Raw genomic sequence first — 13,873 nt, 5'->3', positions numbered from 1 at the left:
ATGTCTGAAATGACCCCACGCGAAATTGTCAGCGAACTGAACAAACACATTATCGGCCAGGATAACGCCAAGCGTTCCGTGGCGATTGCCCTGCGTAACCGCTGGCGTCGTATGCAGCTTGACGAAGAGCTGCGCCACGAAGTGACCCCGAAAAACATTCTGATGATCGGGCCGACCGGTGTTGGTAAAACCGAAATCGCTCGTCGCCTGGCGAAACTCGCTAACGCGCCGTTCATCAAAGTGGAAGCCACTAAGTTCACCGAAGTGGGCTACGTGGGTAAAGAAGTGGATTCCATTATCCGCGATCTGACCGACTCGGCAATCAAGATGGTGCGCGTCCAGGCTATCGAGAAAAACCGCTACCGCGCAGAAGAGATGGCCGAAGAGCGCATTCTCGACGTGCTGATCCCACCGGCTAAAAACAACTGGGGCCAGGCAGAGCAGCAGGCGGAACCGTCCGCAGCGCGCCAGGCATTCCGCAAGAAACTGCGTGAAGGCCAGTTGGACGACAAAGAGATTGAGATCGATCTCGCTGCCGCGCCGATGGGTGTGGAAATCATGGCGCCTCCGGGCATGGAAGAGATGACCAGCCAGCTGCAGTCCATGTTCCAGAACCTGGGCGGCCAGAAGCAGAAAGCACGTAAGCTGAAAATCAAAGACGCGATGAAGCTGCTGATTGAAGAAGAAGCGGCGAAGCTGGTGAACCCGGAAGAGCTGAAGCAGGACGCTATCGACGCGGTTGAGCAGCACGGCATCGTGTTTATCGACGAAATCGACAAAATTTGTAAGCGCGGCGGCAACAGCTCCGGCCCGGATGTATCCCGCGAAGGCGTTCAGCGCGACCTGCTGCCGCTGGTTGAAGGCTGCACCGTCTCCACCAAGCACGGCATGGTGAAAACGGACCACATTCTGTTTATCGCTTCCGGTGCGTTCCAGGTTGCCAGCCCGTCGGATCTGATCCCGGAACTGCAGGGCCGTCTGCCCATCCGCGTTGAGCTGCAGGCGCTGACCACCGAAGATTTCGAACGTATCCTGACCGAGCCAAACGCCTCTGCCACCGTGCAGTACAAAGCGCTGATGGCAACCGAAGGTGTGAACCTCGAGTTCACCGAAGACGGTATCAAACGTATCGCCCAGGCCGCATGGCAGGTGAACGAAACCACCGAGAACATCGGTGCGCGTCGTCTGCACACCGTACTGGAACGCCTGGTGGAAGATATCTCTTATGATGCGAGCGACCTTAACGGTCAAACCATCACCATTGATGCAGAATATGTGAGTAAACATCTGGATGCGTTAGTGGCAGATGAAGATCTGAGCCGTTTTATCCTATAATCGCGGTTACTGCTTTCTCATCACGTTTAATGGGGGCTAATGCCCCCATTTTTATTGGCTAAATACTTATGACTGACATCAGCCGTACTCAGGCGTGGCTCGAAAGTTTGCGCCCTAAAACGCTTCCTCTGGCCTTTGCCGCGATTATCGTCGGTACTGCGCTTGCCTGGTGGCAAGGTTATTTTGATCCGCTGGTCGCCGCGCTGGCATTGATTACCGCCGGCCTGCTGCAAATTCTCTCCAATCTCGCCAATGACTATGGCGATGCGGTGAAAGGCAGCGACAAGCCCGATCGCATCGGGCCGCTGCGCGGGATGCAGAAAGGGGTCATTACCCAGGCACAGATGAAACGCGCGCTGATTATCACCGTGGTGCTGATTTGCTTGTCCGGCCTGGCGCTGGTGACGGTCGCGTCTAAGACCACCAGCGATTTCATCGGTTTCCTGGTGCTGGGTTTGCTCGCGATTATCGCAGCCATTACCTACACCGTTGGCACGCGCCCTTACGGTTATATTGGGCGGGGTGATATCTCCGTGCTGGTGTTCTTCGGCTGGCTGAGCGTGATGGGGAGCTGGTATCTACAGGCGCATACGGTCATCCCTGCCCTGTTCCTGCCCGCAACAGCCTGCGGCCTGCTGGCCACGGCGGTGCTAAACATCAACAACCTGCGCGATATCGACAGCGATCGTGAGAACGGCAAAAACACCCTGGCCGTGCGTCTGGGGCCGGTGAATGCGCGCCGCTATCATGCCTGTCTGCTCATTGGCGCGCTGGTTTGCCTGGCGCTGTTTAACCTGATTTCCTTGCAGAGCTTGTGGGGCTGGCTGTTTGTGCTTGCCGCGCCGTTGCTGGTTAAGCAGGCCCGCTTTGTGATGCGTGAGCTCAGCCCGTCCGCTATGCCGCCAATGCTGGAACGTACGGTAAAAGGCGCGCTGTTGACTAACCTGTTGTTCGTCATCGGGATTGTGTTAAGCCAGACGCTCAGTTAGCTGACAAATATCAATTAACAATTGATGATTTTGCCAACAACGCATTTCGCACGATATACTGAACACATGCGCAGCAACTGAGCGTTAAACCTATGAAATACGATACCTCCGAGCTTTGTGACATCTACCAGGAAGATGTCAACGTCGTTGAACCGCTGTTCTCCAACTTTGGTGGGCGGTCGTCGTTTGGCGGGCAAATCATCACGGTGAAATGTTTCGAGGATAACGGGTTGCTGTACGATCTGCTCGAACAGAATGGTCGTGGCCGCGTTCTGGTGGTCGACGGCGGCGGTTCCGTGCGCAGAGCATTGATTGATGCTGAACTGGCGGGAATTGCCGTCCAGAACGAGTGGGAAGGCATTGTGGTGTACGGGTCCGTGCGTCAGGTGGACGATCTCGAAGACCTGGATATCGGGATTCAGGCCATCGCGGCCATACCGGTAGGCGCAGCGGGCGACGGCATCGGCGAAAGCGACGTGCGCGTCAATTTCGGCGGCGTGACCTTCTTCTCCGGGGACCATCTCTACGCCGATAACACCGGTATTATCCTGTCCGAAGATCCACTGGATATCGAGTAGTAGAACAGTCAGCGTGAACCATAAAAAAACCGCCAACAGCAATGTGGCGGTTTTTTTGTCCCTCGGGATTCGCGGTCCGTTGGGAGGATTTACAGCTCCACACCAGGGACTTTTATCATACCCCTCAATAAGCGGCAGGCAATCCCTTAGACCCTTTATAAAATCTTAATTTTATTTGCACATCTTAACGGCGAGGCTGATGTTAACTATGATGAAGCGTCCCTTTCCGCCATCTCGCACATGGGCATCGGTCCAGGGAAAGGTGTATTCACAGCCGTATAACAGCCCACACCAGGGCTTGTGTCCACCGACTTATCACCGGTGGTGAACGGTGGAGCGGTTAGCAGCAGGGACCGCATAATGAAACGCTATTTATGTATCGCGTTCATTGTCGCCAGCGTACTCGTGGTAAAGAGTGATGAACCGAGTGGGTTTATTGCTTATGCTATGACAACGCAGGACAAGTAGCGTTAAGGCCGCCTCGGGCGGCCTTTTTTATGGCTTGACTCAGTTAGCGATAACCATAAAAAAGCCGGGTGGCGGCTTCGCCTTACCCGGCCTGGTCAGTCATCCCTAAGGGGATCAGACCTCTTCCATACGTCCCAGCAGCGCCTGCAGGCGATCCTGCCAGCCGTTCTGCTGTTCGCGCAGCTGGTTGTTTTCGCGCTCCAGTTCTTCGCGGCCGTGCTGAGCGTTCTGAACTTCCTGCGCCAGGCTGTTGTTCTTCTCTTTCAGCTCTTCAATTTCCATCTGCAGCAGGGTGATGGTGTCAATCGCCTGCTGTACTTTCGATTCCAGTTTCTCAAACACTTCTAAAGACATGATGCTACCTCTCCTGAATTGCAAGGCGACGCTTTAACGTAAACGCGCACGACATATACCGTCGATTGTATGGAGCGCGGCGCTCTGTGTCCAGCGACACACCGCGCAGATCGCGGTTTGCAACACTTTTAGGTCTGGTCCTGGTGCGTTCGCGTCATATACCCCTAAATTGTTAACTCATTCGTTAATGAAATGATTCAGCTCACATTCTGAGGCTGATGCAAAAATGTGCTTTATGGCGCGAAAAACGCTCATTTTATTGACGCAGACCACACATTTTGATTTCGATATTTCTCGTTTTTGCTCGTTAACGATAAATTAACACTATGTCTACAGGACATCGTGGCTGTCACGGGCGGCCATGCTAACAATAAACATTCATCTCTTCAGGATTCCGATTATGAGTCAGACATCAACCTTAAAAGGCCAGTGCATTGCCGAGTTCCTTGGTACCGGGTTGTTGATATTCTTCGGAGTGGGCTGTGTCGCTGCACTGAAAGTGGCGGGTGCCAGTTTTGGTCAGTGGGAAATCAGTATCATCTGGGGTCTGGGCGTGGCGATGGCCATCTACCTGACTGCAGGGGTTTCCGGTGCACATCTTAACCCGGCGGTGACCATCGCGCTGTGGCTGTTCGCGTGCTTCGATGGACGCAAAGTTGTTCCTTTCATCATTTCTCAGTTTGCCGGCGCCTTTTGCGCAGCGGCGTTAGTTTACGGGCTTTATTACAATCTTTTCATCGACTTCGAACAGACGCATCATATGGTGCGCGGCAGTGTCGAAAGTCTGGATCTGGCTGGCATCTTCTCAACCTATCCGAACCCGCATATCAATTTTGTGCAGGCGTTCGCAGTTGAAATGGTGATTACCGCTATTCTGATGGGCGTCATTATGGCGCTGGGCGATGACGGCAACGGCATTCCGCGCGGCCCGCTGGCCCCGCTGCTGATTGGCCTGCTGATTGCGGTTATCGGCGCATCAATGGGTCCACTGACCGGCTTCGCGATGAACCCGGCGCGTGACCTGGGGCCAAAAACCTTCGCCTTCTTCGCTGGATGGGGCGACGTCGCCTTCACCGGTGGCAAAGACATTCCTTACTTCCTGGTTCCGCTGTTCGGGCCAATCGTAGGGGCGGCGCTGGGTGCATTCGGCTATCGCAAATTAATTGGTCGCCACTTACCGTGCGACACCTGTGTGGAAGAAGAGAAAGAAACAACATCTACCGCACAACAAAAAGCTTCGCTGTAATCTGACTACGGGACACCTAACATGACCGAAAAAAAATATATTGTTGCGCTCGACCAGGGCACTACCAGCTCCCGCGCTGTCGTAATGGATCATGACGCGAACATCGTCAGCGTGTCACAGCGCGAATTCGAGCAAATTTATCCTCGTCCAGGCTGGGTAGAGCATGACCCAATGGAGATTTGGGCGTCACAAAGCTCCAACGCTGGTCGAAGTGCTGGCAAAAGCCGACATCAGCTCCGACGAAATTGCCGCCATCGGTATCACCAACCAGCGTGAAACCACCGTGGTCTGGGAGCGCGAAACCGGTAAGCCAATTTACAACGCCATCGTCTGGCAGTGCCGTCGTACCTCAGAAATCTGTGAGAAGCTAAAGCGCGACGGTATGGAAGAGTACGTTCGTAGCGCTACCGGCCTGGTGGTTGACCCGTATTTCTCCGGCACCAAGGTGAAGTGGATCCTCGACCACGTGGAAGGCTCACGCGAGCGTGCTAAACGCGGCGAGCTGCTGTTCGGTACCGTTGATACCTGGCTTATCTGGAAAATGACCCAGGGACGCGTTCACGTCACTGACTATACCAACGCCTCGCGTACCATGCTGTTCAACATCAACACCCTGGAGTGGGATGACAAGATGCTGGACGCGCTGGACATCCCGCGCGCGATGCTGCCTGAAGTGCGTAAGTCTTCAGAAGTGTACGGCCAGACCAACATCGGCGGTAAGGGCGGCACCCGTATTCCTATCGCCGGTATCGCCGGTGACCAGCAGGCGGCGCTGTTCGGTCAGCTGTGCGTCAAGGAAGGGATGGCGAAGAATACCTATGGCACCGGCTGCTTTATGCTGATGAACACTGGCGAGAAAGCGGTGAAATCAGAAAACGGCCTGCTGACCACCATCGCCTGCGGCCCGCGAGGCGAAGTGAACTATGCGCTGGAAGGTGCGGTGTTTATGGCCGGTGCGTCCATTCAGTGGCTGCGCGACGAGATGAAGCTGATCAGCGATGCGTTCGATTCCGAGTACTTCGCGACCAAAGTGAAAGACACCAACGGCGTGTACGTGGTGCCTGCGTTCACCGGTCTGGGCGCACCGTACTGGGATCCGTATGCACGCGGCGCGATTTTCGGTCTGACGCGCGGTGTGAACTCTAACCACATTATTCGCGCCACCCTGGAATCCATTGCCTACCAGACGCGCGACGTGCTGGAAGCGATGCAGGCTGACTCCGGCATTCGTCTGCACGCCCTGCGCGTGGACGGCGGTGCGGTAGCGAATAACTTCCTGATGCAGTTCCAGTCCGACATTCTGGGCACCCGCGTTGAGCGCCCTGAAGTGCGCGAAGTGACGGCGCTGGGCGCAGCGTACCTTGCCGGTCTGGCGGTAGGCTTCTGGCAGAACCTGGACGAGCTGCAGGAAAAAGCGGTTATCGAACGCGAATTCCGCCCGGGCATCGAAACCACCGAGCGTAACTTCCGCTACAGCGGCTGGAAAAAAGCGGTGAAACGCGCTCTGGCGTGGGAAGAGCACGAAGAGTAATCCCCCTCACCCCGGCCCTCTCCCCAAAGGGGAGAGGGTGTTTTAAGTCCCCTCGCCCCTTTGGGGAGAGGGTTAGGGTGAGGGGAGTACAGGCCGCACCTTACCCACTCTGTGATAAACTTCGTGCAATTCCTTTTGATTGCACGAGTACCTCATGAAACGTGAACTTGCTATCGAGTTTTCCCGCGTTACCGAAGCGGCCGCCCTTGCAGGCTATAAATGGCTGGGTCGTGGCGACAAAAATACCGCCGACGGCGCCGCCGTCCATGCCATGCGCATTGTACTTAATCAGGTCAACATCGACGGCACCATCGTGATCGGCGAAGGCGAGATCGACGAAGCGCCGATGCTCTATATCGGTGAAAAAGTCGGTACCGGCAAAGGCGATGCCGTGGATATCGCCGTCGACCCAATCGAAGGCACCCGTATGACGGCGATGGGCCAGGCCAACGCGCTGGCAGTGCTGGCCGTGGGCGATAAGGGCTGCTTCCTCAACGCGCCGGATATGTACATGGAAAAGCTGATTGTCGGTCCTGGCGCGAAGGGCGCAATCGACCTCAGCCTGCCGCTGGAAGAGAACCTGCGCAATATCGCCAAAGCCCTGGGCAAACCGCTCAGCGAGCTGACCGTGACGATTCTGGCCAAACCGCGCCACGACGCCACCATCGCGCAGATGCAAAAGCTCGGCGTGCGCGTGTTTGCCATTCCGGATGGTGACGTTGCCGCCTCCATTTTGACCTGCATGCCGGACAGTGAAGTAGACGTGCTGTACGGTATCGGCGGCGCGCCGGAAGGCGTGGTCTCTGCGGCGGTAATCCGCGCGCTGGACGGCGATATGCAGGCGCGTCTGCTGCCACGTCATGAGGTGAAAGGCGATAGCGACGAGAACCGCCGTATCGGGGAAAACGAGCTGGAACGCTGCGAAGCGATGGGAATCGAGGCCAATAAAGTGCTGGCTCTGGACGAGATGGCGCGCAGCGACAACGTCGTCTTCTCGGCGACCGGCATCACCAAAGGCGATCTGCTGGACGGCATCACCCGCAAGGGCAACATGGCGACCACCGAAACGCTGCTGATCCGCGGTAAATCGCGCACCATTCGCCGCATTCAGTCTATCCACTATCTCGACCGCAAAGACCCGGACGTGCAGACGCACATTCTGTAAAACCGTTTGATCGATTGAGCTTTCCGGCCCAAATGGGCTGGAAATCTCCCCGCTAAGTACGGAAGATAGAACAGAGAAACAGCACAGGAGAAGATCATGGCGGACTGGGTAACAGGTAAAGTCACAAAGGTACAGTTCTGGACCGATGCGCTATTTAGTCTCACCCTGCATGCTCCCGTCCACCCGTTCACAGCCGGGCAATTTGCAAAGCTGGGGCTGGATGTCGACGGCGAACGCGTGCAGCGCGCCTACTCTTACGTTAACGCGCCTGATAACCCGGATCTCGAGTTCTATCTGGTCACCGTCCCGGACGGTAAACTCAGCCCACGCCTCGCGGCGCTGAAGCCTGGCGATGATGTGCAGATTGTGGCAGAAGCGGCCGGTTTCTTCGTGCTCGACGAAATTCCAGACTGTGACACCTTGTGGATGCTGGCAACCGGCACCGCCATCGGGCCTTATCTCTCTATTTTGCAGTACGGCAAAGATCTGGAACGTTTCAAAAACATCGTGCTGGTTCACGCCGCGCGCTACGCCGCAGACCTGAGCTACCTGCCGCAAATGCAGGCGCTGGAACAGCAGTATGGCGGGAAGCTGAAAATTCAAACCGGGGTCAGCCGTGAAACGGCGTCAGGCTCACTGACCGGACGTGTTCCGGCGTTGATTGAGAGCGGTGCGCTGGAGGAGGCGGTTGGCTTGCCAATGAATATCGAAACCAGCCATGTGATGCTGTGCGGTAACCCGCAGATGGTTCGTGACACGCAGCAGCTTCTGAAGGATACCCGGCAGATGACGAAACACCTTCGTCGCCGACCGGGCCATATGACGGCTGAACACTACTGGTGATCAGCGGTACTTCACCTCAAGGGTATCTTTACCGTATTTGTTTTCGCTCTGGGTGCCGATAAACGCGCCCAGATCGACAACCATCATCACGAAGATAATGCTCGGCACCATCCTGCCCACGACCCACGGCAGGATAGACGGCAGCACTGACCAGTTTCCTGCCACCAGCATCCACGCCAGAATAATCAGAAAAGCCCATGCGCCGGAACGGCCGCGATCGTGCAGACGTTTCACCACCACGGCGGCCGTTGGCCACAGCAGGCAGACCAGCGCAAACGCCGCCGTTTGCGTGCTCAGCCACGCGTTATAAGCAACAAAAAACAGAAGCAGCATGGCGACAACCCACGTCACCATCCAAACCCAGAAATCACGGCGTCCAATACGCCCTTTGAATGAAAACAGCCACTGCTGTATGGTCATGTAAGGTTCCTTATTATCGTATAGCGCGCATTTTACCCTGGAGTTGTGACCTTTTGACAAGCCGACCAGATATCGTTTTAATCATGAGCACTTACGGCCAGGGGCAATATTGATGAAATTAACGGCACACTCTCTTTTCCTGTGTTTAGCGATGCTGAGCGCAGGCAGCTCTCTGCATGCCGCTGAAAACACCGCTCCAACTACAGCGCCGTATCTCCTGGCGGGCGCGCCCTCCTTCGACCAATCCATCAGCCAGTTTCGTGAAGCCTTTAATCAGGCCAACCCAAAGCTGCCGCTGGACGAATTTCGCGCCATTGATAGCGCCCGAGATACCCCAACCCTGACCCGTGCAGCGAGCAAAATTAACGAGAATTTATACGCATCGACAGCGCTGGAACGCGGCACGCTAAAAATTAAAAGCATGCAGATCACCTGGCTGCCAATCCAGGGGCCGGAACAGAAAGCGGCCAGGGCGAAAGCGCTGGAGTATATGAGCGCCATTTTGCATGCCTTCACCCCGGCGCTAACGAAAACGCAAAGCCAGCAAAAGCTGCAAAAATTGCTGACGGCAGGTAAAAACAAGCGTTACTACGCCGATACGGAAGGCGCCATTCGCTATGTGGTGGCGGATAACGGTGAAAAAGGCCTGACCTTCGCTGTTGAACCGATTAAGCTGGCGCTATCAGACTCACTCGGAGGGGCGAATTAATGACAAAAAGCAAAGCCTTTCAGGGGAAAATCTCTATACTGATTCACAGACCATGCTGCCCATAAGGGCGGCCATATTCCTTAATTCGCTTATTTAGCGTGGAGAATTGAAATGCGACATCCTTTAGTGATGGGTAACTGGAAACTGAACGGCAGCCGCCACATGGTAAACGAACTGGTTGCGAACCTGCGTAAAGAGCTGGCTGGCGTAACCGGCTGCGCGGTTGCTATCGCTCCGCCGGATATGTACCTGGACCTGGCTAAACACGCCGCTGACGGCAGCCACATCGTGCTGGGTGCGCAGAACGTTGACGTTAACCTGTCTGGCGCATTCACCGGTGAAACCTCTGCTGAAATGCTGAAAGATATCGGCGCGAAATACATCATCATCGGCCACTCTGAGCGTCGCACCTACCACAAAGAATCCGATGAGTTCATCGCGAAGAAATTCGCCGTGCTGAAAGAGCAGGGCCTGATCCCGGTTCTGTGCATCGGTGAAACCGAAGCGGAAAACGAAGCGGGCAAAACTGAAGAAGTGTGCGCACGCCAGATCGACGCTGTGCTGAAAACCCAGGGCGCAGCAGCGTTCGAAGGCGCGGTCATCGCTTACGAGCCAGTCTGGGCGATCGGTACCGGCAAATCTGCAACCCCTGCACAGGCTCAGGCGGTTCACAAATTCATCCGTGACCACATTGCTAAAGCCGACGCGAAAGTGGCTGAGCAAGTGATCATCCAGTACGGTGGTTCCGTAAACGCAGCCAACGCTGCTGAGCTGTTCACCCAGCCAGACATCGATGGCGCGCTGGTTGGCGGTGCATCCCTGAAAGCTGACGCTTTCGCGGTGATCGTTAAAGCAGCAGAAGCGGCTAAACAGGCGTAAATGCCTTTGTGGCGGGTGGCGCTTGCGCTTACCCGCCCTACAAAACCCCTACAACTTACCTAACACGCTAAACCACAGATAATCCAGCGGCAGTAGCACAAGATACGTTGCAATGGCCAGCGCCAGACAGAGCACCATCCCCGCCCTTGCAGGCACCTTTCCTAAGCCCATCGCCACCACAATCGGCGACGCCTGATACGGCAGCAGCGGTGTGGAGTAGCCCAGCACCTGAATCATAATCACCGACAGCAGCGGGAAACCGGTCGCGTCCGAGAAGCTTTGCGCCAGCGTGGTATAGAGTGCAGGAACGCCGTTGGCGGTCATAATGAAGTTGAGCGCCGTGGTTATCCCGGTCAACGCGAGGAAACTGGTGAACGGCCTGTGTGCATCCAGCGGCATGATGCGAAGCAATGCCTCGCCCACAGCCGTTCCAATGCCGGTTTGCGTCACCACGATTGCCAGACCGAGAATACCCGCGACGTAAATACAGGTTCGCATATTCACCCCCGCAGAAAACTCCTCTCCGGTGATAAAACCGATGCGCGGCAGCATAACGATGACCGCTGCCGCCAGTCCTGTCCACGCAGGCCCCACGCCGTGCCAGCTCTCCGTCACCCACATTCCCAACACCACCGCCAGCAGCCAGGCGAGACGCTTTTCGTCCCGCCCCATAGGCTCTGAGGGCGTCAGCTCCTTCGGCGGTTTCGGGCTGCCGGGGAATAGCCAGCAGATCAGGCCAATCAGGATCAGGCCTTTGAGGATACCGAGCACCGGCGTGTGCAGCAGCAGATACGGGACATAGTTCAGGTGAATACCGTATGAGCCCTCCGCCGCACCGCTCATCACCAGATTGGGGACGTTAGCAGGCAGGATAGTGGCTGAAAGCTGGAAGGGGCCGAACCCGACGGCCAGCGCCAGACCGAACCAGGCGCGGGAGCCGTCGGCGATACCGGCGCGTTTTGCCATCGCCGCGACAATCGGCATCAGCAGCGCAATACGCCCCATGTTCGACGGCATCACAAACGCCAGCGCATAGCTCAGCAGCACCACGCTTGCCACCATCAGCGGCCAGGAGTCGGTAAGCTTTGCGGAGAGCGCCCGGGCGGCCCTGTCCGCCAGGCCGGTTTTACGGATCGCCACGCCGAGGACAAAACCGCTAAATACCAGCCAGAAAGCTGACGAAGCAAAACCGCCAAAAATCACCTCCGGCGGGGCAATTTTGGCGATCATCGCCGCCGTGAAAAACAGCAGCGCGGTGAGAAATTCCGGCAGCAGCGACGTCGCCCACAGCACGATGGTGACGCCAACAATCAGTGAGGGCAACAGCAGAGGATGCGTTAACCAGAGCGACATACCTGTCTCCTGTAGAATTTTTCAGCAAGTCTACGGCGACAGGCAGGACGAGTAAACGCCATTTATAGTGGGGTCACTTAAGGATATCGCATTGATGATCCTGAAGTTCCTCCGCCGACGCGCGGTTAAGCATCAGCAGATTACGCTCGGTCGCCAGCAAAACAAACGAACCGTCCGACTGCTGCGCCATCGCCAGCGCGAAGCGCCCCATATGGTCGCGCGCTTCCGGCAGCTCTTCTGCCAGCATCATAAACGGGCTGCGCTGGACCAGCTCATTCTCCGTCACCCGACGGGCAAGATATTCATGCCCTTCCAGCCCGCCCGGGAACGGTAACCACTGGGTGCTAATTTGCCCCTGAGCGGCATTGAGCTTCTCGCGCACGTCCGGGCGCAGGCAGGAGATATGAATATGAAAATGGTTTTGCGGGCGGCCAGTTGGGGAGTTGATCGTCAGCGAAATGGCGCTGTCAGGCACCTCTGAACCGCGCTTCAGCGTCATAAAGCTGCGGGACTGCCACGCCAGCCAGAAAAAGTTCGGCGTGTGAGGCTCGGTCAAAAGGGGACTTTCGGTGCCGTTGATGCGGTACGTGGGCATCAGCAGATACTGCAGCGGGCCGTTGCGGTCTTTAAACACCGCATAGCCTGCATCCGTTTTCACCTGCGCGCACGGCGCGGGGTTGCGGTGTTGGATCTGATTCGGCACGCACTGGTCGAGAACTATATGCCGCAACGCGTTCGGATTACCCGCCTTCATCCAGTACGCGCCGCCAGCGGCCAGGGCGATGACAATCAGGATCAATACGATAATTTTTTTCACAACGCGTTCCCTGTTTTCGATAGAGGCGAAAGAGTAACGCAAAATGATGACCAAATAAAAAACCCGGCGGATTTCTCACACCGGGTCACCGTGTCGTTCGTTGTGTAGCGCTTAGCGTTTGCTGATCTGGTCGAAGGTGCCGCCGTTAGAGAAATGCTCTTTCTGCGCTTTGGTCCAGCCGCCGAAAACATCGTCAATGGTGAAGAGCTTCAGTTTCGGGAATTCGCTGTCGTATTTCTTCGCCACAGCCGGGTCACGCGGGCGATAGAAGTTCTTCGCCGCGATTTCCTGACCTTCCGGAGAGTAGAGATACTTCAGGTAGGCTTCCGCCACCGCTTTGGTGTCTTTCTTCTCAACGACTTTGTCAACCACGGAGACGGTCGGCTCGGCGAGAATAGATTCGCTTGGGGTGACGATCTCGAACTTGTCTTTACCCAGCTCGTTGGTCGCCAGCAGGGCTTCGTTTTCCCACGCAATCAGCACGTCGCCGATGCCGCGCTCAACGAAGGTGTTGGTTGCGCCGCGCGCGCCGGAATCCAGCACTTCGACGTTTTTAAACAGCGCTTTCACGAATTCCTGCGCTTTAGCCTGGTCACCGTTGTTGTGGTGCAGGGCGTAGCCCCAGGCCGCCAGGTAGTTCCAGCGCGCGCCGCCGGAGCTTTTCGGGTTCGGGGTAATCACGGAAACGCCCGGTTTGATCAGGTCGTTCCAGTCCTTAATGTGTTTCGGGTTGCCTTTACGCACCAGGAAAACGATGGTCGAGGTGTATGGCGCGGAGTTATCCGGCAGACGTTTGATCCAGTTTTTATCAATACGACCACGTTCCGCGATTGCGTCCACGTCGTAGGCCAGCGCCAGGGTCACCACGTCAGCTTCAATGCCGTTAATCACAGACGTTGCCTGTTTGCCCGAGCCGCCGTGAGACTGGCGAATCACCACGTTATCGCCGGTTTCCTGTTTGTAGTGCGCCGCGAAGGCTTTGTTGTATTGATCGTACAGCTCACGCGTCGGGTCGTACGACACGTTCAGTAACTGGATGTCCTTTGCCAGAACGCTGGTCGATGCCAGCAATAATGTTAAACCCACGCCCCATTTATTCATCGCCCAGCTCTCTTGTGTAGTGTTTTGATGAATGCAGCGTGCCAGAAAGCGAATCGATGATTAAAGAATAAAAAAAGATTGGCTA

At 56.1% G+C, this 13,873-nt stretch carries 13 protein-coding genes and 1 pseudogene; 9 read left to right on the top strand and 5 right to left on the bottom strand.

Annotated elements, in window-relative coordinates; translation table 11 throughout:
- The 3 genes from hslU (at position 1) to rraA (ending at position 2,902) form a co-directional block, all read left to right on the top strand.
- Positions 1-1,335, top strand: a complete 1,335-nt coding sequence (hslU, locus tag ENTMO_RS0123430) for an HslU--HslV peptidase ATPase subunit (RefSeq protein ID WP_010436948.1) — start codon at positions 1-3, stop codon at positions 1,333-1,335.
- Positions 1,336-1,403: 68 nt separating this feature from the next.
- The gene (gene menA, locus ENTMO_RS0123425; protein ID WP_010436946.1) at positions 1,404-2,324 is read left to right on the top strand and encodes a 1,4-dihydroxy-2-naphthoate polyprenyltransferase; all 921 of its coding nucleotides are present in this window, start codon (positions 1,404-1,406) and stop codon (positions 2,322-2,324) included.
- Between the two features lie 92 nt (positions 2,325-2,416).
- A complete protein-coding gene (gene rraA, locus ENTMO_RS0123420) occupies positions 2,417-2,902 on the top strand; it encodes a ribonuclease E activity regulator RraA (RefSeq protein WP_010436943.1) in 486 nt (161 codons plus the stop codon).
- A 582-nt stretch (positions 2,903-3,484) separates the two neighbouring features.
- Here the strand turns inward: rraA and zapB are convergent.
- Positions 3,485-3,724, bottom strand: coding sequence for a septal ring assembly protein ZapB (zapB, locus tag ENTMO_RS0123410; protein ID WP_010436935.1), 240 nt, complete (start codon positions 3,722-3,724; stop codon positions 3,485-3,487).
- Positions 3,725-4,124: 400 nt separating this feature from the next.
- Here zapB and ENTMO_RS0123405 point away from each other — a divergent pair, with 400 nt between their 5' ends.
- The 4 genes and pseudogenes from ENTMO_RS0123405 (at position 4,125) to fpr (ending at position 8,509) form a co-directional block, all read left to right on the top strand.
- The gene (locus ENTMO_RS0123405) at positions 4,125-4,970 is read left to right on the top strand and encodes an MIP/aquaporin family protein (protein ID WP_010436934.1); all 846 of its coding nucleotides are present in this window, start codon (positions 4,125-4,127) and stop codon (positions 4,968-4,970) included.
- 21 nt (positions 4,971-4,991) lie between these two features.
- Positions 4,992-6,501, top strand: a pseudogene (gene glpK, locus ENTMO_RS24500) (glycerol kinase GlpK).
- Positions 6,502-6,655: 154 nt separating this feature from the next.
- The gene (gene glpX, locus ENTMO_RS0123395; RefSeq protein ID WP_010436932.1) at positions 6,656-7,666 is read left to right on the top strand and encodes a class II fructose-bisphosphatase; all 1,011 of its coding nucleotides are present in this window, start codon (positions 6,656-6,658) and stop codon (positions 7,664-7,666) included.
- Positions 7,667-7,762: 96 nt separating this feature from the next.
- Entirely contained in the window at positions 7,763-8,509 is a 747-nt protein-coding gene (gene fpr / locus ENTMO_RS0123390; RefSeq protein WP_010436931.1) for a ferredoxin--NADP(+) reductase, read from the top strand.
- Here the strand turns inward: fpr and ENTMO_RS0123385 are convergent, their stop codons facing one another.
- Entirely contained in the window at positions 8,510-8,929 is a 420-nt protein-coding gene (locus ENTMO_RS0123385; protein WP_010436930.1) for a DUF805 domain-containing protein, read from the bottom strand.
- Positions 8,930-9,080: 151 nt separating this feature from the next.
- Between ENTMO_RS0123385 and ENTMO_RS0123380 the strand changes: the two genes are divergently transcribed.
- Both ENTMO_RS0123380 and tpiA read left to right on the top strand, forming a co-directional pair.
- Entirely contained in the window at positions 9,081-9,638 is a 558-nt protein-coding gene (locus ENTMO_RS0123380) for a DUF1454 family protein (protein ID WP_371317580.1), read from the top strand.
- Positions 9,639-9,749: 111 nt separating this feature from the next.
- Complete coding sequence (gene tpiA, locus ENTMO_RS0123375; RefSeq protein ID WP_010436926.1) at positions 9,750-10,517, top strand: triose-phosphate isomerase; 768 nt, start codon at positions 9,750-9,752, stop codon at positions 10,515-10,517.
- 48 nt (positions 10,518-10,565) lie between these two features.
- On the opposite strand, the gene ENTMO_RS0123370 is transcribed toward tpiA, so the two are convergent.
- The 3 genes from ENTMO_RS0123370 to ENTMO_RS0123360 all read right to left on the bottom strand — a co-directional run bounded on the left by ENTMO_RS0123370 (position 10,566) and on the right by ENTMO_RS0123360 (position 13,788).
- Positions 10,566-11,870, bottom strand: a complete 1,305-nt coding sequence (locus ENTMO_RS0123370; protein ID WP_010436924.1) for an SLC13 family permease — start codon at positions 11,868-11,870, stop codon at positions 10,566-10,568.
- Between the two features lie 73 nt (positions 11,871-11,943).
- Positions 11,944-12,687, bottom strand: coding sequence for a CDP-diacylglycerol diphosphatase (locus ENTMO_RS0123365; RefSeq protein ID WP_010436923.1), 744 nt, complete (start codon positions 12,685-12,687; stop codon positions 11,944-11,946).
- 111 nt (positions 12,688-12,798) lie between these two features.
- Positions 12,799-13,788: a sulfate ABC transporter substrate-binding protein gene (locus ENTMO_RS0123360; RefSeq protein WP_010436921.1), complete on the bottom strand. Its 990-nt coding sequence runs from the start codon at positions 13,786-13,788 to the stop codon at positions 12,799-12,801.
- Positions 13,789-13,873: the final 85 nt, after the last annotated feature.

The sequence above is a fragment of the Enterobacter mori LMG 25706 genome, assembly GCF_000211415.1.
Classification (GTDB): Bacteria; Pseudomonadota; Gammaproteobacteria; order Enterobacterales; family Enterobacteriaceae; genus Enterobacter; species Enterobacter mori.
This window is presented reverse-complemented; position numbering and strand designations above follow the sequence as displayed.